The organism is Streptomyces sp. NPDC001594 (assembly GCF_042893675.1).
Lineage (GTDB): Bacteria > Actinomycetota > Actinomycetes > Streptomycetales > Streptomycetaceae > Streptomyces.
The window spans coordinates 307,753-329,503 of record NZ_JBIAVB010000007.1 but is presented as its reverse complement, the minus strand read 5'-3'; the positions used below and the strand labels follow the sequence as shown (position 1 = coordinate 329,503).

General features: G+C 76.3%; 11 protein-coding genes. All 11 read right to left on the bottom strand.

Annotated features, from left to right (window positions below):
- Window positions 1-55: 55 nt before the first annotated feature.
- Window positions 56-1,357, bottom strand: a complete 1,302-nt coding sequence (locus tag ACFY0O_RS17210; RefSeq protein ID WP_388947493.1) for a hypothetical protein — start codon at window positions 1,355-1,357, stop codon at window positions 56-58.
- 188 nt (window positions 1,358-1,545) lie between these two features.
- Window positions 1,546-2,295 carry a 4'-phosphopantetheinyl transferase family protein gene (locus ACFY0O_RS17205; protein WP_388947492.1) on the bottom strand — a complete coding sequence of 250 codons (750 nt, stop codon included), beginning with the start codon at window positions 2,293-2,295 and terminating at the stop codon, window positions 1,546-1,548.
- A gap of 11 nt (window positions 2,296-2,306) precedes the next feature.
- Complete coding sequence (locus ACFY0O_RS17200) at window positions 2,307-3,617, bottom strand: MFS transporter (protein WP_388947491.1); 1,311 nt, start codon at window positions 3,615-3,617, stop codon at window positions 2,307-2,309.
- Window positions 3,618-3,672: 55 nt separating this feature from the next.
- A complete protein-coding gene (locus ACFY0O_RS17195; protein WP_388947490.1) occupies window positions 3,673-3,945 on the bottom strand; it encodes a hypothetical protein in 273 nt (90 codons plus the stop codon).
- Complete coding sequence (locus ACFY0O_RS17190; protein ID WP_388947489.1) at window positions 3,942-5,342, bottom strand: glutamate synthase-related protein; 1,401 nt, start codon at window positions 5,340-5,342, stop codon at window positions 3,942-3,944. The genes ACFY0O_RS17195 and ACFY0O_RS17190 overlap by 4 nt, the downstream gene beginning before the upstream one ends.
- Window positions 5,339-6,328: an asparagine synthetase A gene (locus ACFY0O_RS17185; RefSeq protein ID WP_388947488.1), complete on the bottom strand. Its 990-nt coding sequence runs from the start codon at window positions 6,326-6,328 to the stop codon at window positions 5,339-5,341. The genes ACFY0O_RS17190 and ACFY0O_RS17185 overlap by 4 nt, the downstream gene beginning before the upstream one ends.
- A 47-nt stretch (window positions 6,329-6,375) precedes the next feature.
- Window positions 6,376-7,773 carry a methylaspartate mutase gene (locus ACFY0O_RS17180; RefSeq protein WP_388947487.1) on the bottom strand — a complete coding sequence of 466 codons (1,398 nt, stop codon included), beginning with the start codon at window positions 7,771-7,773 and terminating at the stop codon, window positions 6,376-6,378.
- A complete protein-coding gene (locus ACFY0O_RS17175) occupies window positions 7,770-8,192 on the bottom strand; it encodes a cobalamin B12-binding domain-containing protein (RefSeq protein WP_388947486.1) in 423 nt (140 codons plus the stop codon). The genes ACFY0O_RS17180 and ACFY0O_RS17175 overlap by 4 nt, the downstream gene beginning before the upstream one ends.
- A gap of 165 nt (window positions 8,193-8,357) precedes the next feature.
- A complete protein-coding gene (locus ACFY0O_RS17170) occupies window positions 8,358-8,564 on the bottom strand; it encodes an MbtH family protein (protein ID WP_388947485.1) in 207 nt (68 codons plus the stop codon).
- Window positions 8,561-15,745 carry an amino acid adenylation domain-containing protein gene (locus tag ACFY0O_RS17165; RefSeq protein WP_388947484.1) on the bottom strand — a complete coding sequence of 2,395 codons (7,185 nt, stop codon included), beginning with the start codon at window positions 15,743-15,745 and terminating at the stop codon, window positions 8,561-8,563. The genes ACFY0O_RS17170 and ACFY0O_RS17165 overlap by 4 nt, the downstream gene beginning before the upstream one ends.
- A 477-nt stretch (window positions 15,746-16,222) precedes the next feature.
- Window positions 16,223-21,751 (bottom strand): condensation domain-containing protein, encoded by a 5,529-nt coding sequence (locus ACFY0O_RS17160; RefSeq protein ID WP_388947483.1) that lies wholly within the window; start codon window positions 21,749-21,751, stop codon window positions 16,223-16,225.

Sequence of the window (21,751 nt, the reverse complement as noted above, 5' to 3'; positions counted from 1 at the left end):
CGGGCCCGCCGCCTCTGGCTCTCGGCAGGGACGGCGGCCCGCAGGTGGATACGGCTCAGCCCAACACGTCGTCCTCACGACCGGGCCAGGCGAGGGTGATTCCCACTCGCTCGCAGAGAGCGAGCCAGCGCGCTTCCGTCGGCTCCCGTTCGACCCACAACACGGCACGCACGGAGTTCACCCGGTCCGCGAGCCTGTCCTGGTAGTCGAGCAGCTGCCCGATGCCGGCGCGTAGTTGCCGCGTTTCATTGGCCGGGGTCAGCGACTTGACCTCACACACGGTCAAGTCATCTTCAGTCAGCCGCCACCCGAGGTCGAAGTCGGGGTCTGCGACACCCGGAGAAAACACGTCCAACCCCCCGATCCTGGCGGCCGCAGCCAGGTCGTTCTGCAGCTTGCGGTGGGTCGTGAGATTCCTCACCACGAGTTCGATGTCGGAGAGGGCGGGCTGGGCAGGTGCCGGCTCGACCGATTCGTCTGCCACGCGGTATGCGCATCCGACCGGGACGCTGGGTGGCTGCGTCGTGCTGCCCACCTGTACCAGGTGGAACCGGATGACCTTTCGGAGCGGCCCTCCGCCGGTCTCCGGTGCCATCGCCCATGAGTACGGCTCGTCCGGGTTCACCGCGAACTCGCCGACGTACCGGACGGTGCCGCGCGAGCCCTCGAACAGTCGGAGCGAGAGCCCAAGGCTGACGTGGTCCCGAGTGGACGAGTTGCCCAGGGTGTCGAAGCTCTGCGGACCCTTCTGGCCGTCGCCGGTGTAGTGGAAGGTCCCGTCCTCGGCCCACTCGTCGTAGTAGCCGTGCTGGTGACCCGTCTTCGGGTCGGTGAAGAGCAGCACGTTGGCGGATTTCGCGCACTTGCTGATGCCGCCCTGTCGACTGCCGCCGTACCGGTCGTGCAGCGCCTTGCGCTTGATGCTCTGCCCGGGCTGAAGGTGCCAGCTCGGCCCGACGCCCTCGTCGCGCACGTTCGCGAAGGCTTCTTCGAAGGCGGCCCACTGCTCCGCGGTGACCTTGTGGGGGTTCGCGGCGAACAATGTGGCGAGCGGAGACTTCTCCTGGAAGCGTGCGTCTTCCTTGAAGCGCTGCCGAGGGATCGGCTGCTTGAGCCACTCGTCCATGACCAATGGGGCGTACCAACGGTCCCCGGGGTCCTCCTGCCAGTACTCGACGGGGCTACCGGGCTGCTTCGTCGGGGCGCCCGAGATTCGGCCCCGGCCGACGAGACCGCCGCCGGTCCCGGTGACCCACATGACGAACCGATCGCCGGCGGCCAGGTCCCCCAAGTACCGGCCGACGCTCCAGGAATGGAGAGGATGGCCGTCCTCGCGGAGCCTGCCGAGCTTGAACACGTCCGGGTTACACGCCAGAAGCCACGTCGTCATGCCGCCCCCGTCTGGGTGAAGAGATCAACTACACGAGGCTACGACAGACTCCGGAGGCGGTCGAGGCGCGCCGAGTCTCCGAGACCACCCGCCCCCGGGCATGCGCCGGCCCCCCGTCCCGGGCCCTGGGGGGCGGGGGCGGGGGGCCGGGTGGGTCAGGGGGTGTGGAGGGCTACTGCGGCGTGGTGGCCCTGGGGGACCGCTACGTCGACTAGGGACCAGCCGGGGACGGGGGCGGGGGTGGGGCCGGAGCCTACGTAGTCGGCGGACGGGTCGGCGGAGAGGCCTACGCCCAGGCCCTTGAGGTAGGCCTCCTTGCGGGTCCAGACCCGGGTGAAGGCCAGGGGGCGGTCCGCGGCGGGCAGCAGGGCGAGTTCGGCGGCTTCCCGGGGGTGCAGGACGGAGGCGGTCTCCGCGATGGTGGCGGCCGGGACCAGTTCCTCCACGTCCACGCCGACGGGGGCGGTGGCGAAGGCCAGCAGGCTCAGGCCCGCCCCGTGGGAGAGGGAGAAGTGGAGGGTGCCGCCGGGCAGGACGGGCCGTCCGTGGGGTTCGTCGCAGTGGGCGCAGGGGGCGCGCTCCACGGTGACCTCGCGGGGGGACAGGCCCAGGTAGGCGCCGAGCAGGCGGCGCAGGGCCACGTGGGCGCAGACGTAGGAGTCGCGGTCGGAGTTCCGGACGAACTCGGCGGCCCGGGTGAGCTCCTGGGCGTCCAGGGTGGCGGCGGCCCGGCGGTGGGCGTGGTCGCGGTACTCCGAGGTCTCCACCAGCCACACCTCGGGCCCCGGGGCGGGCCGGGCACCGGAGGTGCCTCCCCGGTCGCCCGGGCCCGGGTCGGGGTCGGGGTCGGTCAGCCGCTGCGGGACCAGCAGCCGGGGGACGGTCAGGGCGGACATGACGGTCATCGGGGTCCCCTTCAGGCGGCGGCGGGCACGGGCAGGTCGGCGGCGTCGGCGGCGCCCGCGGCGGCGCCCGCGGCGGGCTCCTCGGCGTGGGCCGGGTGGCGCAGGGCGAGGACGGCGGCGACCGGGGAGACGAAGGCGATGGCCCCGCAGATCAGCCAGGTGGTCTGGACGCCGAGCCACAGGGAGAGGGAGCTGAAGACGGCGATGGACAGGGGGGCGGTGCCGATGCCGGCGAGGGACAGGGTGGACATCGCGGCGCCCATCCGCTCCTCGGGCGCGGACTGCTGGTAGAGGGTGACGATGGCGGGCCCGTTGAGGCCGGAGAGCAGGCCGACGGCTGCGGCGACGGCCGTCAGGGAGACCACGGAGGGCATGAGGGCCATGACCAGGATGCCCGCGGCCAGCCCGGCGCCGGTGACGACGAGACGGACGTACATGGGGATGCGGTGCGCGAGGGCGGCACCGAGGGCGCTGGAGCCGAGGGCCCCGACGCTGAACGCGGCGAGGACCACGCCGACCGCGCCGACGCCCCAGCCCCGCTCGGAGACCAGCAGGGGCAGGGCGACCTCGGCGGGCCAGGAGAAGGCGAGGTCCAGGCAGAGCGAGGCGATGAACATCCAGCACAGCCGGGGGTGGCGGGCGAGGAGCCGGAAGCCGTCTCCGGAGCGCTTGACCAGGGAGACGCCGGGCTCCGGCTCGGGCCTCGTGAAGCCGTGGGTGACGTGGAGGAGGCAGCCGAGCCAGACGGCGCCGGTGAGGGCCGCGACGGCCAGGGCCACCCACAGTTCGCCGACGGTGATCAGGAAGGCTCCGGCGGGCGCGCCGAGGATGGGGGCGACCCGCAGGACCATCGCGTAGAGGGAGTTGGCGCGGGCGAGCTGGTCCCCGCGGGCGAACATCGGCAGCAGGACGCCCGAGGCGGGTCCGGCCAGGCCCAGCAGCACCCCTTCGACGAGGGCGATCGCCACCAGCGGCCACAGGGTGTGGGTGCCGGCGACGACGACGGCGCCGGCGGCGAGGACCGCCACGCGGGCGCTGGTGGTGCGCAGCAGGACGAACCGGGGCCCGAGGGTGTCGGCGAAGGCCCCGCCGAAGATCAGCATCAGGGCCCGGGGCACGGTGGCGGCGAGCATGAGCAGGGTGACGGCGCCGGTCCCGCCGATCTCGACGGCGGTCCAGTTCATCGCGATGAGCAGGGCGAAGCTGCCGAGCTGGACGGCGGCCTGCCCGCTGACGAGGGAGGCGACGCGGCCCCAGGGGACCGGCGGCCGCTGCGGTGCGGCGGAGCCGGGGGTGGGGAGGGTGGTGTCGGTGGTGGTCATGGGTGGAGTACCCGTTCTCTGGGAGGAGCTGGAGGGAGGTCGGGGGCGGGGCCGGTCAGGCGGCGAGGGCCCGGTGCACCGCCCGGCGGGCCGCGGCGGCGGCGTCCCGCGGGCGGGGCGCCGGTCCGTAGGCGCGCAGTTCCAGGTGTCCGCCGAGGTGGCCGTGTCCCGCCTCGGCGAGGGCGCGGGCGGCGGCCGCCGCGGCGGGGCCGGAGCCCGGTCCGGGGCGGACGGTGAGCACGGGCGGGCCGTCGGGTCCGGCCGGCCGGAACCGGGCGCGGACCAGGGCGCGGCGCGGCCGGGCCGGACCCGGTGCGGCCCGCTTCACGGCCGGCCCCCGGCGGGCGCGGGCGCATGCTCGGGTGCGGGTGCGGGTGCGGGTGCGGGTGCGGGTGCGGGTGCGGGTGCGGGTGCGGGTGCGGGCGCGGCGGCGGGCTCGGGTGTGGGTTCGGGGGCGGCGGGGTCCCATAGGTCGGCCGGGTCCAGGTCGGCGGTGCGGTACTTGCCGAGGGCGCTGACCAGCAGCCGCAGTTCCAGGGCGAGGGCCTCGACGAGGCGTTCCAGCCCGTGCCCGGGGTCCTCGTCCACGGCGACCAGGGCCGCCCGGCCCAGGCCGACGGCGCGGGCGCCGAGGGCGAGGGCGCGTACCGCCCGGCCGCCCTCCCACATCCGGCCGGTGGCCAGCAGGTCCCCGGCCGGGGTGCCGATCCGGCGCAGGCATTCGCCGAGCGGCAGGCCCACCTGGTCGAGGAAGACCCGGGGGGCCCAGCCGGTGCCGCCTTCGGCGCCGTCGACGGTGACGGCGTCGGCGCCGGCGGCCCAGGCGGTGGCCGCGGCCCGGCCGATGTCGCGGCCCGGGTGGAACTTCACCCAGGTCCGGGCCAGCGGGAAGTTGTTCCGCATGAACCGCAGTTGCTGGCGGACGATCTCCTCGGTGAAGGTGCCGGGGGTGGCGCAGCGCAGCCACCGGTCCGGGTCGCCGAACACGTCGCGGACGGCGAACTGCCCGGCGAGGCGCCCGGCTTCCTCCGCGCCCACCACGGTCATCCCGCCGAGGCCGGGCTTGGCGCCCTGGCCCACCTTCAGTTCGAAGCCGAGCCGTCCGGAGTCGCGCAGGGCGCGGGTGCCGGGGTCGCTGTAGAGGAGGTTCCACACCTCGGAGTCGGCGTCCTCGGTGGACTGCTGGACGACGACTCCGCCGAGGCCGTCGGGGACGGTCTGCGCGTAGACGGCGATGCGTTCCAGCAGGGCGGAGCGGACGCCGTCGCCCTCGCCGCGGCGGTAGCCGTGCACCGGGACCATGTTCTCGCCGATGACCATGGGCAGCCCGAGCCGGGCGGCCTGCCGGGTGGCGGCGAGGGCCAGGTCCCCGCTGCCCGCGCGGGTGGAGCCGAAGGCCGACAGGTACAGGGGGAGCCGGGTGGTGAACCCGCCGGTGGTGCCGCCGAGTTCCACGTCCTCGTAGCCGGGTTCGCGGCCGAGTTCGATGAGCTTCTCCAGCCGCCGGGGCATGAACACCGGCGGTACGATCCGCAGCCGGTCCAGGGTGTCCGGCCCCTGCGGGAGCCGCCCGCCGGGGGCCGCCGTGACGGGCGGGCCGCCCGCGCCGTAGAGCTCGCCGCCGTCGCCGTAGCCGTCGGCGGCGGGGAACACCTCGGCGGTGCCGGCGCGGGCCCGGGCCCGTACCTCCCGCTCGGGGAAGCCGTCCGCGTGCAGGGAGCTCACGGCGCGATCACCCCCGGGAGCTTCGGGTAGGCGCTGACCTGCCACAGGGCGTCCAGGCCGGTGAGGAAGCGCACCAGGCGCTGGAGGCCCATGCCGAAGCCGGCGCTGGGGGAGATGCCCTCGCGGGCCAGGTCCAGGTACCAGGCGTACTTGGCGGGGTTCTCCCCGCTCTCCCGCATCCGGGTCACGAGGGTGGCGTAGTCCGACTCGCGTTCGCTGCCGCTGACGATCTCCCCGTAGCCGCCGTGCGCCAGCAGGTCGAAGTTGCGCAGCACTCCCGGGCGTTCGGGGTCCTCGCGGTCGTAGAACCCGCGCGAGCCCTTGGGGTAGTCGTCCACGAAGAAGGGCCGGTCGGCGGCGAGGGAGAGGATCCGTTCGCCCGCCCAGTCGATCTCGGCGTCGGGGCTCTGCGGGTGGCCCTCGGCGATCAGCCGGCCCACCACCTCCCCGTGGGTGTGGACGTCGAACTTGCCGGCGCGCAGCTCGGCGAAGTCCAGTTCGTCACGGCCCAGTTCGCGCAGCACCTCGGGGACGGCCGCCCACACGTGCTCCACCACGTGGGTGAGGAGCCCGGCGGCGATCTCCTGGACGTCCTCGCGGCTCCCCCCGGCCATCTCCACGTCGACCTGGTGGAACTCCACCAGGTGCCGCCCCGTGGCGGCCGTCTCCGGGGGCTCCACCCGCACGTTCGGGGCGATGTAGAACAGCCGCGGGAAGCCCTTCAGGGAGGCCTGCTTGTACAGGATCGCGCTGGTCATCAGCTTGTACGGGCGGCCGTAGTAGTCCACGTCCAGGGCCTTCGCCCCGCGGCCGCCGGGGTCGGTGACCGGGCCCACCAGCGGCGGCAGCAGCTCCGTGAACCCCTCGCCGCGCAGGAACTCCCGTGCCGCGTACAGGGCTTCCTGCTGGACCAGCATCGCGGACCGCAGCCGCGGTGAGGCCAGGTGTTCGCCCAGCGGGGGCGGGGTGGTGAGGTCCAGGTCCATGTCGACTCCTTGTGCGAGGGATGGGGAAGACGGCGGGGCGGGCGGGGTCACGAGGGGCTCGCGGCGGTGACGGCGTCCCGCTCCCGAGCGTTCCGGGCCGGGGCGGGCGGGACCGGGGCGTGCGGGCCGTGCGGGCCGTCGTAGCGGGCGGCCACCGCGTACAGGGCCCGTAGCAGTCCGTCCGAGGTCAACGGGGTCCGCCCGGCCGGGGAGAGGTACGGGACCACCGGCATGGCGCCGGTGTCGGACCAGCGCAGCCGCCCGGACGGGTCGAGGAAGCTGCGGCTGCGGCCCGCGTTGTCGGGGTGCAGGCAGAACGGGACGTCCAGCACGCCCCGCGCGAAGGCCGCGCGCAGGGCCCGCCCCGGGTCGTCGGAGAGCTCCAGGACGGCCTCCACGAAGGCCCGGGCCTCGCGGTACACCTCCCCGTCCGCCTGCTCCGGGCCCGGACCGGCCCCCGCGGGCCGCCCGGCCAGGGCGGCCGCGGCGGCGGCCGTCTCCAGGGCCCGTACGTTCTCCCGGACCGAGGGGATGCGGTGCGCTTCCGCGGTGGTCTTGACGATCAGGCGCTGCGCCCCGGCCCGGACCGCGAGCTGCGCGGAGTCCTCCAGGAGCCGGGTGGCGCCCCGTTCGGTGTGCGGGAAGACGCCCATGTACGTGTACAGCACCACGTGCCGGTCCACCTCCGCGGGCAGGAACTCCGCCGCCAGCCGGCGCAGCGCGCGGACCGCCTCGGCGTCCTGCCCGGGATGGGTCTGCTGGGCGTAGCTCAGGGAGACGCTGCGGATGCCGTGCCGGACGAAGAACACCGCCTCCAGCAGGCTGAGGGCCACGAGCAGGCCCGGCGGGCAGAGCTGGCCGAGCATGCAGCCCCCGAAGGTCTCCAGGTGCGGCCTGCGCGGGGCGGGCGCCAGCTCGGCAAGCAGCTCGCAGCCGCGGGCCCAGTTGTCCACGGACTCCGCGAGCGGGGTGCGGCCGTAGGGCAGGCAGTACGAGACGGGGCCGCCCTCGGTGGCGTCCAGCCCGGCCGCCGCCGCGGCCCGGATGATGGCCTCCGGGCGGGAGGAGCCGTGCCGGACCTGCACCGGGAAGGAGGCGTCCCGGACCCCGTCGAGCAGGTCCCGGGTGACGGCGGCGGGGTGGCCGGCGATGGGGTAGCCGTTGAGGCGGGCCCCCTCGTCCAGGGCCGCGCGGGCGCCGGCCAGGTCCCCGACGCGGGTGTAGCTGTCGATGGTCAGGGTGCCGACGGTGGTCGCGACGGCCCCCCGGGTGCGGGACAGGCCCTCGCGCATCAGGGCGGGGTCCCCGAAGCCCATCCGGGGCTGGACCACCAGCCGGCCCGCGGCCGCCGCGGCGGCGACGAACCCGCCGAAGGAGGGGTGCGGTGCGGCCGTGGGGGAGGCCGGGGCGGCCTGCGCGGCGGGGCGCGTGGCGGCGGCGCTCACGCGACGGCCCGCCGGCCGAAGGCGGTGTCCAGCCAGGCGCGCAGGGCGCCGGTGTCCCCGTCGTCGAACACGGCCGCGCAGCCCGCGTCCAGCAGCCGTCCGCGCTGCACCGGGTCGGGCCGGCCGGCGGTGCTCAGCTTGCCGCCGACGACGACGGGGGTGCGCAGGCCGGCCCCGCGCAGGGCGCGCACCGCGCCCAGCCCGTCGCGGTAGCCGTGTCCGTTGACGCTGCTGACGACCACGAGGTCCGGCCGGTCCGCGGCACAGGCCGCGGTCAGCAGCTCGTCGGTGACGCACGGCCCGAGGTTGCGGACCGGATATCCGAGCTCCTCCAGGAACAGCTGGAGGCAGACGAGGTTCCAGGTATGGGAATCCGAGGCCGTACCCGTCAGCAGGATGTTCACATTCCGTCGTCGCATGCTCAGAAATATAGGAACCGCCGGGCCTTCCGAGGGGAAGTTCCGGCGGCAGTATGAGGGGAACAAAAGAAATGCTGTTTCCGGGCATGCGGAAGGCCGTGTCCCGCAGGTATGCGGGACACGGCCTTCCGGTGTTCTGTTCTCCCGGGGATTTCCCGGGCCGTTTCAGGAGTACTGGGCCACGAGGCTCAGCGGGCGGATGTCGGTCCAGTTCCGCTCCACGTAGGCCAGCGCGCCGGCGTGCCCGCCCGGCCCCCAGACCACGTCCCAGCCTGCGGGAACATCCGCGAACACGGGCCACAGGGCGTGCTGGCCCTCGGCGTTCACCACGACGTGGAAGGTGCCCTCGGTGTCGTCGAAGGGGTTGCTCATGACAGGCTCCTCAGTTTCTCGGAAAGGATACGGCCGATCAGGGAAAGCGGTTCCGGTTCACCCATTCTGGTGTGCGGAACTCCGATCAAGTGGTTTTCCACGGTGCCGTCGACATAGGGGATCCAGTGCTGTGCGAGGGTGTTCTCCGTTTCCCCGTCCTCCAGGGCTCCGAGGAACAGCATGTCCGTTTTCACGGGCTGCGGGGAATAGAGGTTCATGATTTCGGCGTGATTGATGGAGGCGCCGATCACCGAGCGGATCTCCTCGTCGGCGAAGGCGCCGAGCACCGGGTCCTTGAGCCGGACCAGGCCGATCAGGGCGTCCACGTCGAAGGGCGCGTCCTCGGGCTCGTCCGAGGCGTCGCCGACCAGCATGTCCCGCTTCTGGGCCGGGGTCATCCGGCGCCGCTCGGGCTCCGTCGGCAGCAGGTGCACGTCCATCATGGCCAACAGCTCGGTGCGTTCGCCCAGTTCGGCCAGGCGCACCGCCAGGGCGTGGGCGACGGTCCCGCCGAAGGACCAGCCCAGGAAGCGGTACGGACCGTGCGGCTGGACCTCGCGGATCAGCGGCAGGTAGTCCGCCACCATCTCCTCCACCGACTCCGGGGAGTGCCCCAGCTCGCTCAGCGCCCGCGCCTGGATGGCGTACAGCGGCTGGTCCGGGCCCAGGTGGCGGGTGAGGCCGGCGTAGGTCCAGCCGACGCCCGTACCCGGGTGGATGCAGAACAGCGGGTTCCGGCTGCCCTTCGCGTTCAGCGGCAGCACCACGCCCATCGGGTCGAAGCCGGTGGGCTCGTCCCCGAGCAGCCCCGCCACCGTCGGCGTCCGGAACAGGTCCCGCACGCCCAGCTCCAGGCCCAGCACCGCCCGCATCCGGCTGATCAGCCGCACGCCGAGCAGTGAATGCCCGCCCAGGGTGAAGAAGTTGTCGTCGATGCCGACCTCGGGCACCCCCAGCACCTCGGAGAACAGCCCGCACAGCAGCTCCTCGCGCGGGGTGCGCGGGGCCCGGCCGGCGGTACGCTCCGCCGGGGCGGGCGCGGGCAGCGCCCGGCGGTCCGGCTTGCCGTTGACGGTCAGCGGGATGGCGTCCAGCAGCACCGCCGCCGAAGGCACCATGTGCTCGGGCAGTTCGTCCGCGGCCCACCGCAGCAGGCCCTCCGCGGTGAGCCCGTGTCCGGCCCGCGGCACGGCGTACGCCACCAGCCGCTTGCCGCCGGGGCCCTCCTCGAAGACCACCACCGCGACCTGCCCGACCCCGGGGTGGCGGGCCAGCGTGGCCTCGATCTCGCCCGGCTCGATACGGAACCCGCGGAGCTTGACCTGCCCGTCCGCCCGTCCCAGGAACCGCAGTTCGCCCCCGGCGGTCCAGTGGACCAGGTCGCCGGTGCGGTACATCCGGCCGCCGTCCGCGCCGAACGGGTCCGGCAGGAAGCGCTCCGCGGTGAGCCCGGGCCGCCCCAGGTAGCCGCGCGCCACCTGGCTGCCAGCGATGTACATCTCCCCGGCCACGCCCCGCGGCACCGGCCGCAGCCGCTCGTCCAGGACGTACACCCGGGTGTTGTCCAGGGCGGCCCCCAGGTACACCCCGTGCACGGTCCGCTGCCCGGTGGAGAAGCGCTGCCAGTGCGAGGCGAAGGTGGTCTCGGTGGGGCCGTAGCTGTGCACCAGCACGGTGTCCGGGCAGTGGCTGAGGACCCGCTGGAGGGCGCTGGGCGAGGCCACGTCCCCGCCCGTCCACACCTCGTCCAGCAGCTTGAGGGTGTCCAGGCCCTCGTCGGCCATGATGTGGAACAGGCCCATCGTGAAGTAGGCGGCGGTCACGCCCTGGCTGCGGACCGTCTCGTCGATCTCCGCCAGGTCGGTGCCGTCCCCGGGGCAGACCACCAGCTCCCCGCCGCCCAGCAGCGGCACCCACAGCTCGTAGGTGGAGGCGTCGAAGCCGATCGCCGAGTGCACCAGCATCCGCCGGTGGTGGTCCAGGTCCCAGCAGCGGTCCGTCACCAGCTCGGTGACGTTGCGGTGGGTGACCCCGACCCCCTTGGGGCGGCCCGTGGAGCCCGAGGTGAACATCACGTACATCAGGGCGTCCTCGCCCACCTCGACGCCCGGGTCGGCGGTGCGGGACTCCCAGCCCACGTCCCCGCCGGGGTCGCCGCCCGCCGCGTCCGCGGCCAGCACCAGCACCCCCGCCGCGGCCTCCTGCACCGCCGCCGCCGAGCCCAGGTGCTCGGCCTGGGTGAGCAGCACCCGTGCCCCGGTGTCCTCGCGGATCATGCGGACCCGGGCCTCGGGGAGCCGCGGGTCCAGCGGCACGTACGCCGCCCCGCACTTGAGCACCGCGAGCGCCGCCACCAGCAGCAGCGGGGTGCGGTCCATGAGCACGCCCACGGCGTCCTCGCGGGCCACCCCGGCCGCGATCAGGCGGTGCGCGAGCGCGTTGGCGCGGGCGTCCAGCTCGGCGTAGCCCACCCGCTCCGCGCCGAAGGACAGCGCCGTCCGGTCCGGGGTGCGTCGGGCCTGCTCGGAGAACCGCTCGTGGACCAGGCCGGGGGCGGCCCGCGGGACGGCGGTGTCGTTGTACCCGACCAGCAGCCGGTGTTCCTCCTCGGCGGAGAGCAGCGGCAGGTCCCCGATGCGCCGCGTCGGCTCCTCGGCCGCCGCGCGCAGGATCCGCTCCAGGTGGACGGCGAGCATCGCGGCGGTCTCCGCGTCGTACAGGTCGGTGGCGTACTCCAGCACGCCCGCCAGGCCGTCAACCGCCCCGTCCGGGGTCCGGGCCTCGCGCAGGGAGACCGTCAGGTCGAACTTGGTGAACCCCGACTCGGTGCCCAGCGGGGTGCCGGTCAGCGCGGCTCCCGGCGGGGTCTGCGGCTCGGCCGGGTGGACTTGCACCACCGTCTGCACCAGCGGGTGGCGGCCCGTGGAACGCGCCGGGTTGAGACGCTCCACCAGCAGGTCGAAGGGCAGCTCCTGGTGGGCGAAGGCCGCCAGGTCGGTGGCGCGGACCCGGTCCAGCAGCTCGGCGAAGGCCGGGTCGCCGGAGGTGTCGCAGCGCAGCACCAGCGTGTTGACGAAGAAGCCCACCAGGTCCGACAGGCTCTCGTCGTCGCGGCCCGCGACCACCGTGCCCAGCGGCAGGTCGGTGCCGGCCCCGTGCCGGGTCAGCAGGGCCGCGACGGCCGCCTGCACCACCATGAACAGGGAGGCGCCGTGCGCCAGGGCCAGTTCCTCCAGCCGGGCGTGGACCCCGGCGTCCAGGGCCACCGGTACGGCCGCGCCGCGCCGGGAGGCGTCCGCGGGCCGGGTCCGGGCCGGGGTGGGCTCCAGCACCTCGGGGGCGCCCGCCAGGGCCTCCCGCCAGAACCCCACGTGCTCCTCGGCGGCCTCCCCGCTCAGCGCCGCCCGCTCCCACAGGGTGTAGTCGGCGTACTGCACGGGCAGCGGCCGCCAGCCGGGGGCGGTGCCCGCGGCCCGGGCCGCGTAGGCCCCGGACAGGTCGGACAGCAGCGGGCCGGTGGACCAGCCGTCGGCGGCGATGTGGTGCACCACCAGCACCAGGACCTGGCCGGGGCCGGCCGGGCCGGTGCCCTCCGGGGTGATCAGCGCGGCCCGTACCGGCAGGTCGGTGGCCAGGTCGAAGACCCGGCCCGCGGCCGCGTCCACGGCGTCCGCGACCTCCCCGGCCGGGCAGGACACCGTCTCCAGCACGGGCCGGGCGGCCGAGCCGGTCAGCACCCGCTGGTACGGCTCGCCCTCCACCGCCGGGTAGACGGTGCGCAGCACCTCGTGCCGGTCCGCGACGTCCGCGAGGGCGTCGGCGAGCACCGCCGGGTCCAGCGGCCGGTCCAGGCGCAGGGCGAAGGGGATGGTGTACGAACGGCTCGGGCCCTCCAGCTGGTCCACGAACCACAGCCGCCGCTGCGCGTACGACAGCGGCATCCGCTCGGGCCGCAGCGCCTCCGGTACGGGTGCCGGTCCGGGGCGCCCGGAGGGGACGGTGGCGCGCAGCAGGCGGGCGGCCAGCAGGGCGGGGGTGGGAGCGAGGAACAGGTCGCGGATCCGGGCCTCCGTGCCGAGGGCGGCGCGGATCCGGTTGACCAGGCGCACCCCGGACATGGAGTGCCCGCCCACGGAGAAGAAGTTGTCGTCCGGGCCGACCGCCTCCACCCCGATCACCTCGGCGAACAGGCTCCGCAGCAGGGTGACGGCGGCCTCCTGCCCGGCGGCGGGGCCGGTGCCGGCGGCCTCCCGGGCCGCCTCGGCGCGCCGCTCCTCCTCGGCGCGGGCCAGCCCGGCGCGCAGGTCGGCGATCCGCTCCGCCTCCCGGTCGGTGAGCAGGGCCCGGGCGTCGGTGACGGCGTGCGGATCGGCGGCGGCCCGCTCCAGGGCGCGCACGAACAGGTCCAGCAGCAGCCGGGCGGTCTCCGGTTCGAAGCGGTCGGCCGCGTACTGCCACCACACCTGGAGCCCGCCGTCGCCGGGCAGCGCCACGCAGGAGGCGCTGAGGTCGAACTTGGCGGCCTCCAGGCCCGGTTCGGCGAAGGTCCCGGCCAGCTGGCCGGCGGCGCGCAGGCCGGAGCCGTCCTCCTCCTGGGCGGTGAGCATGACCTGGAAGAACGGGTTGACGGCGAGGCCGCGTTCGGGGGAGAGGTGCTCGACCAGCAGGTCGAAGGGCAGGTCCTGGTGGGCGTAGGCGGTGAGGTCCGTCTCCCGGGCCCGGTCGACGAGTTCGGCGTACGTGGCGGGGCCGGCCACGTCGGTGCGCAGCACCAGCGTGTTGACGAAGAATCCCACCAGTGCGTCGAGGGCCTCGTCGCCGCGGCCCGCGACGGGGGTGCCCACGGCGATGTCCTCCCCGGCCCCGGCCGCCGCCAGGGCCAGGGCGAGGGCGGGCTGGAGCACCATGAGCAGGCTCGCGCCCCGGTCCTCGCCGAGCGCCGCCAGCCGGCGCAGCGCCTCCGGGCCGAGGCGGGCGGTGAGCGTCGCGCCGGTGCCGGTGGGCTCGGCCGGGTACGGCCGGTCCGCGGGCAGGTCGAGCACGGTCGGCATGCCGTCCAGGGCGGCGGTCCAGTGCGCCAGCAGGGCCGCCGGGTCCGCGAGGAGGTCCTGCTGCCACAGGGTGTAGTCGGCGTACTGGACCGGCAGGTCCTCCCAGTCGGGCGCGGCGCCCGCGCGGCGGGCCGCGTAGGCGGCGCCGAGGTCGGCGAGCAGCGGGCCCACCGACCAGCCGTCGGTGGCGATGTGGTGGGTCAGCAGCGCCAGGGTGGCGGCGGGCTCTCCGCCGGGTTCCTCGCCGGGCTCTCTGCCGGGCTCGTCCCCCGTGAGGAACAGGGCGGCGCGCAGCGGGAGTTGGGCGGCCAGGTCGAACGTGCCCGCGGTGAACCGGGCCACGTCCGCGTCGAGGGCTCCCGGGGCGGGGCGGCGCACCTCCAGCGGGACCGGCGGCGCCTCCAGGACGTGCTGGTAGGGCTCCCCGGCCACGGCCGGGTACACGGTGCGCAGCACCTCGTGCCGCTCCACCAGGTCGGCGAGGGCGGCGGCCAGCGCGTCCGCGTCGGGGACCTCGTCGAGGCGCAGCACCAGCGGCAGGTGGTAGGTGGCGGAAGGGCCTTCGAGTCCGGCGAGGAACCACAGACGGCGCTGCGCGTACGACAGCGGCACCCGCTCCTCGGCGGCCAGCGGCTCCCCGGTGAACACGTCGTACGCCGGGTCCGGGGCGCCGGGCGCGGTGGGCGCGGTCCGCTCCGCCGCCGCCCTCAGGGCCTTGCGGTCGATCTTCCCGGAGGAGGTCCGGGGCAGGGCCGGCACCAGCTCGAAGCTGCCGGGCACGGCCGCGGCGGGCAGCGCCAGCCGGGTGTGCTCGCGCAGGGCGGGCCCGTCGGTGCCGGGGCCGGCGACGACGAAGGCGGCCAGCCGCCTGCCGCCGCCGGGCGCCGCCACGGCGACCACGGCCGCCTCGCGGACGGCGGGGTGCCCGGAGAGCACCGATTCCACGGAGGCCGGGTCCACCCGGTGCCCGTTGATCTTCACCTCGTCGTCGGCGCGGCCCTCGAAGCCCAGCAGGCCGTCCTCGCGCACCCGCACCAGGTCGCCGGTGCGGTAGGTGCGCTCGCCGCCGAGCCGGGCGAACCGGCGCTCCGTCAGCTCCGGCCGCCCCAGGTAGCCGCGGGCCAGCCCGCCGCCGAGCAGCCACAGTTCGCCGTCGACCACGGCGGCCCGCACGCCCGGCAGGGGGGCGCCGATGGGGACCGGGCCGCCCGCGTACCGGGAGAGGTCCGCGACGGTGGCGACCACGGTGGCCTCGGTGGGCCCGTACGTGTTCAGCAGCCGGACCCGCTCCGGGTCCACGACCGCCGCCCACCGCGCCACCCGCTCGGGCAGCGCCGCCTCCCCGCCGATGATCACGGTCCGCAGGGAGGGCGGGAGCTCGGCGAGCCCGGCGGACACCGCGTGCGCCAGCTCGTGCCAGTAGGCGGTGGGCAGGTCCAGCACGGTGATCCCGTGGGCGGCGCAGCCCGCCAGCAGACCGGGCACGTCCAGCATCTCGTCCTCGCGCAGGACCAGGGTGGCGCCGGCGCCCAGGGTGCAGAACACCTCCTCGACGCTCGCGTCGAAGTGCAGCGGCGCGAACTGCAGCACCCGGTCCCCGGCGGTGATCCGGTAGACCTCGGTGGCCCCGGCGGTGAAGTGGGCCAGCGCGTCCTGCCCGACGACCACGCCGTTCGGGGTGCCGGTGGAGCCCGAGGTGTAGATCACGTACGCGTCGTCCGGGCCGACGCCCGGCCCGGGCAGCACGGTCTCCCCCTCGGGGACCTCCGGCTGCGCGGAGCCGGTGCAGTCGGCGAGGACGGCAGCGGTGCGGGCGGCCGGGGCGGCCGGGTCCAGGGGCAGGTAGGCGGCGCCCGTCCGCAGCACCGCGAGCAGGCCCACCACGGCCTCGATGCCCCGGGGCCGCCGCACGGCCACCAGCCGCCCCGGCCCGGCACCCAGGGCGGCCAGCTCGTCGGCGCGCAGCGCCACGGCGAGGGCCAGCTGACCGTACGTCATCCGCCGGTCGCCGTGGACCAGGGCGACCCGCTCGGCGTCCTGCCCGGCGATCCGGTCCAGGACGCGGGGCGCCGACCTGGGCGCCGGGCCGCCGTCCAGGACGGCGGAGGCGGTAGGGGCGGTCGAGGGCATCGCGGGGCCTCCAGGCGAGGGGTCGGGGGAGCAGCGGGGTGACGTGCCCCCACGCTAGGCACCCCTCGACCCCCCGGCGGGCAGTCCCCGGGGCAGCTCCACCCCACCGCTGCCCCCGAACTGCCGCCGCCGACTGCCGCCGTCGGAGCGGCCCTGCGTACGGCTCCCTGCTGCGCTCAATCGCCGCGCGGGCTTGGACGTGGCCGAGCCGGGCTCGGCGCGGCTCGAACTGCCCGGGCACACTCAGCCCCGCCGGCGTTTGAGGCGCGGGGGTGTGGGGGCGGAGCCCCCGCAAGGGCCGCGGTAGCGGGCTGTTCGGAGCGGGGGCCGGGGCGCAGCGCCCGGTTTCGGGAAGGGGCGGGGTGGGGGAGAGGGCCCGCGCAGCGGCGCGACCCCGCCGGCCCGAGGGGCTACGGCGAGGAGGCCCGCCCCCCAGGGGGACGGGCCTCGGTCACCGTGCGCCGCCGTACCGGCCCGTTACGGCTGCCGGACCCGGGAGCCGCCGCGGGTGCGGCGGCGCAGCGGGGGCGGGGTGGGCGGGACCGGCGGCACCACCAGGAGGGGGCCGGCCGGCACGGCCGCCGCCGCCAGGAAGGCGGCGAGCTTCGCGGGCGTCGGGTGCCGGAACACCTCCCGCAGGGTCAGCTCCCGGCCCAACTCGGTCCGGACCCGGTTGACCAGCCGCACCGCGAGCAGCGAATGCCCGCCCGCCTTGAAGAAGTTGTCGGCCGGTCCCACGTCCCGCCCGTCCAGCACCTCGGCGAACAGCCTCAGCAGACCCGCCAGCAGCAGATCCCCGTGAGCGGCCGCCCCAGCCCCGGCGGTCCCGGCACCGGCCGTCCCGGCACCGGCGGCCCAGGCCGTCCCGGCTCCGGACCCGGCCGGACCGGCTCCGGACCCGGCCGGAGCGGCCCCGGACCCGCTGGCGCCAGTCCCGGCACCGGACCCGGCGCCAGTCCCCGCACCGGCGGCCCAGGCCGCCCCCGCACCGTGCCCGGCCCCGCCCGAGGCCGTCGGGCAGGGCTCGTCGGTCACCGACACCACCGCCGGCACCGCGTACTCCGGCAGCCGTTCCGCCGCCCAGGACTGCAGCACCGCCTCCGTGACCCCGGACTCCGCCGCCCCGGCCACCGCCACCTCGGCCAGCAGCCGGCCGCCCTCGGCCCGGACCCGGGCCCAGCGCACCGCCGGGTGGGCCGACAGCACCTCCGTGACGTGCGCCAGGTCGATCCGGTACCCGCCCACCAGCGGCCGCTCCCCGCGCCGGTCCGCCGGGGCCGCGAGATCGCCGACCCGCGCCGACGGGTCCGCCGCGAACAGCTCCAGCGCCGCCCCCAGCAGGGCCGTCAGCCGGGCCGCGCCCGCAGGCCCGTACAGGTCCGCCGCGTACTCCAGCACCCCCGCCAGCGAGCCGTCCTCCCGCTCGGTCAGCGCGAAGGTCAGGTCTGACTTGGCCGTGGCCGAGCCGAACGGCAGCTCCTCGCCCGCCAGCGGGCCCGTCAGCGGCCCGGCCGCCCCCGCCAGCGCGTTCACCTGGAGCATCACCTGCACCAGCGGGTGGTGCGCCGAGGACCGGTGCGGGTTCAGGTGCTCCACCAGCCGGTCGAACGGCAGCTCCTGGTGGTCGTAGGCCGCCAGGTCCGCGTCCCTGACCCGCTCCAGCAGCGTCCCGAACTCCGGGTCCCCGGAGGTGTCCGTCCGCAGCACCAGCGTGTTCACGAAGAACCCGACCAGCCCCGACAGCGCCTCGTCGCCCCGCCCGGCCACGCTCGTGCCCACCGCCAGGTCCGTGCCCGCGCCCAGCCGGGTCAGGCAGGCCGCCAGCGCCGCCTGCACCGCCATGAACAGCGTGGCCCCGCGCGAACGCGCCGTCCGCACCAGGGCCTTGTGCACCCCGGCCGGCACCGTGAAGCCGGTCAGCCCGCCCCGCCCCGAGGGCAGGGCCGGACGCGGCGAGTCCGTCGGCAGGTCCGTCAGCGGCGGCAGCCCCGCCAGGGCCCCCTCCCAGAACCGCAGCTCCCGGTCCGCCCCGTCCCCCGCCAGCAGCTCCCGCTGCCACAGCGTGTAGTCGGCGTACTGGAGCGGCAGCGCCGCCCCCTCCGGGGCCCGGCCCCCCGCCCGCGCCTCGTAGGCGGCGGACAGGTCCGCCAGCAGCGGCCCCGTGGACCAGCCGTCCGCCGCGATGTGGTGCAGCAGCAGCACCAGCGTCTGCCGCCCCTCACCCTGCGGGAAGAACAGCCAGGCCCGCAGCGGCAGGTCCCGCGCCAGGTCGAAGACGTGGCCCGCGGCCGCGTCCACCGCCGCCGCCACGTCCGCCGGACGCCCCAGCTCCAGCTGCGGCCGGGCCTCCGCCAGCACCTCCTGGTACGGCTCCCCGCCCTCGGCCCCGTACACCGTGCGCAGCACCTCGTGCCGCGCCGCCACGTCCGCCAGGGCGTCCGCCAGCGCCATCGGGTCCAGCGGCCGGTCCAGCCGCCGCACCAGCGCGATGTTGTACGTAGCGGACGGGCCCTCCAGCTGGTCCGTGAACCACAGGCGGCGCTGCGCGTACGACAGCGGCAGCCGCCGCGGCCGGTCCCCCGCGGGCACGGCGGCCGGCGCCGGCCGGGCCGCCCCCGCCGCCCCGGCCGCACCCAGCCGCCGGTGCAGGGCGGCCGGCGTCGGGGCCAGGAACAGGTCCCGGATGCCCGCCTCCACGCCCAGCACCGACCGCACCCGGTTGACCAGCTTGCTGGCCAGCAGCGAATGCCCGCCCGCCTTGAAGAAGTTGGCCTCCGGGCCGTGCTCCTCACGGCCGAGGGCCTGGGCGAACAGGGCGCACAGGATCTCCACCCGCGGGGCCGCCGGACCGGCCGCCGCGGCCCCGGCGGCCGCGGCCGCCCCGGCCTCCGCCCGCCGGACCGCCTCCGCCAGCCGCTCGCGCCGCCCGGCCAGGGCCCGCGCCTCGGCCGCCGTCACCAGCTCCAGCTCCGACAGCCGCGCCCCGCCGCCGGCCGCCCCGGCGAAGGCCCGCAAGGCCCGCCCGAACACCGACAGCAGCAGCGCGGCCGTCTCCGCGTCGAACAGGTCCTCGGCGTACCCGAGGTGCAGCTCCAGCCCCGCCGGCGCCCCGTCCGCCGACCGCCGCACCGCGCAGTGGAAGGACAGGTCGAACTTGGCCGCACCCAGGTCGGTGCTGCCCGCGGCGGCCGTCAGCGGCCCCAGCCGGACCTGCTCGGCCGCCGCCTCCTGCACCGTCAGCACCACCTGGAAGAAGGGGTGTTCGCCCAGCGCCCGCCCGGGCTCCGCCAACTCCTCCACCAGCAGGTCGAAGGGCAGGTCCTGGTGGTCGAAGGCGGCCAGATCCGCGTCCCGCACCCGGTCCACCAGCTCGCCCACCCCCGGGTCCCCGGCCAGGTCGGCCCGGAGCACCAGCGAGTTGACGAAGCAGCCGACCAGCTCGTGCAGGGCCTCGTCGGAGCGGCCCGCCACCGGTGTGCCCACCGCCAGGTCGGTCCCGGCCCCGGCCGCCGACAGGGCCGCCGCCAGCGCGGCCCGCGCCACCATGAACAGGCTGGCCCGCCGCTCCCGCGCCAGCCCCGCCAGGGCCCGGTGCGCCTCCGCGTCCAGGGCGGCCGTCACCGCGGCCCCGCGCCCCGTCGGCTCGGCCGGGCGCGGCCGGTCGTACGGCAGCGCCGTCCGCGCGGGCAGCCCGTCCAGGGCCTCCTTCCAGAAGCCGAGCAGCCGCTCCCGGGCGCCTCCGGCCAGCAGGGCCCGCTGCCACAGCGCGAAGTCGGCGTACTGCACCGGCAGCGCCCGCCACCCCGGCGCCCGGCCCGCCAGCCGCGCCCCGTACGCCTCCCCGAGGTCCCGCAGCAGCGGGGCCAGCGACCAGCCGTCGGTGGCGATGTGGTGCACCAGCAGCACCAGCACGGCCGTGCCGTCCCCCGGCAGGAACACGGCGGCCCGCAGCGGCCCCTCCGCCGCCAGGTCCAGGTCCTCCCGCCCGAACTCCGCGACCGCCGCGTCCAGTCCGGCGGCCGGAACCTCCCGCCACTGCGGGACCGGCCCCCCTGCGAGGACCCGCTGGAACGGCTCCCCGCCCTCGGCCCCGTACACGGTGCGCAACACCTCGTGGCGGCCGGTGAGGTCGGCCAGCGCCGCCGCCAGCGCACGCCGGTCGGGCACCCCGTCCAGGCGCAGCACCAGCGGGGCGTTGTACGTGGCCGAGGCCCCCTCGATGCGGCCCAGCAGCCACAGGGCGCGCTGCGCCGCCGACAGCGGCAGCAGCGCGGGGCGCTCCCCGGCCGGGACGGCGGCGAGGGCGGGGCGGGCTCCCGGCCCGTCCGCCGGGTCCGCGGCGGCGGCCAGCCTGCGGTGCAGGGCGGCCGGGGTCGGGGCGAGGAACAGGTCGCGGATGCCGGCCTCGACGCCGAGGGCGGCCCGGATCCGGTTGACGAGCTTGCCCGCGAGCAGCGAATGGCCGCCGTTGCGGAAGAAGTTGGCGTCCGCGGGCAGTGCCTCCAGGCCCAGGACCTCGGCGAACAGCCCGCACAGGATCTCCTCGCGGGGCGCGAGGACGTCCGTGCGCACCGGGGCCGGCGCCGGGTCCGCGGACCGCGCCGCGGCCGCCCGCTCCAGGCGCTCGCGGCGCCCGGCCAGCGCCGCCCGCTCGGCGGCCGTGAACGGCTCCAGCGCGCCCACCGGGCGCAGCGGGGCGTCGGCGAACCCGGCGAGGGCCTTGAGGTAGCCGTCCAGCAGCAGCCGGGCGGTGTCCTCGTCGAACAGGTCCTCGGCGTAGGTCAGGGCCACGTCCAGGCCGTCGGGCCGGCCGTCGGCGGTGTGCCGTTCGGCGCAGTACCAGGTCAGGTCGAACTTGGCGGCGTCCAGGCCGGTTTCGGCGGTGGTGCCCGTGATGCCCCCGGCGAGCCGCAGCGGTCCGGAGTCCGGTCCGTCGGCGGCCACCGTCAGCATCACCTGGAAGAACGGGTGGTGCCCCAGGGCCCGTTCGGGTGCCAGCCGCTCCACCAGGACGTCGAAGGGCAGCTCCTGGTGTTCGTAGGCGGCGAGGTCCGCCTCGCGGACCCGGTCCAGCAGTTCGGCGGCGGCCGGGTCCCCCGACACGTCGGTGCGCAGGGCCAGGGAGTTCACGAAGAACCCGACCAGCTCGTACAGGTCCTCCTCGGGGCGGCCCGCGACGGGCGCCCCGATCACCAGGTCCTCGCCCGCTCCGGCGGCGGCCAGGGTGGCGGCCAGTGCGGCCCGGGCCGCCATGGTGAGGCTGGCCCGGCGGCCCCGGGCGAGGGCCAGCAGCCCGCCGTGGGCGGCCGCGTCGAGGCGGCCGGTGACGGTGGCGCCGCGGCCGGAGGGCTCGGCGGGGCGGGGCCGGTCGGCGGGCAGGGCGGTGAGCGCCGGGGCGCCCGCCAGGACCTGTCGCCAGTGGGCGAGCTGCTCCGCGGCCAGGCTGCCGGGGTCGGCCGGGTCGCCCAGCAGCTCGTGCTGCCACAGGGTGTAGTCGGTGTACTGGACGGGCAGCGGCTCCCAGCCGGGGGCGGCGCCGGCGAGCCGGGCGGCGTACGCGGCGGCCAGGTCCCGCAGCAGCGGCCGGACCGACCAGCCGTCGGTGGCGACGTGGTGGACGAGCAGGACCAGGACCGAGGTCCCGTCATCGGACCGCAGCAGCCGCGTGAGCAGCGGCGGCCGGGCCGTGATGTCGATCGCCTGCCGGACGAAGGCGGCCACGGCCGCCTCGCGGGCCCCGGGCGCGCAGTCCTCGACGGTCAGCGCGGCCACGGCGGCGGCGTCCAGCACCCGCTGGTACGGCTCTCCGTCGGGTCCGGCCGCCAGGACCGTGCGCAGCACCTCGTGCCGGTCCGCCAGGTCGGTGAGGGCGGCGCGCAGGGCGTCGGGGTCCGGTACGCCGTCCAGGTGCAGGACGACGGGGGCGTTGTACGCGGCGGAGGGTCCGTGGAGACGGCCCAGGAACCACAGCCGGCGCTGGGCGAACGACAGCGGGATCACGGTCAT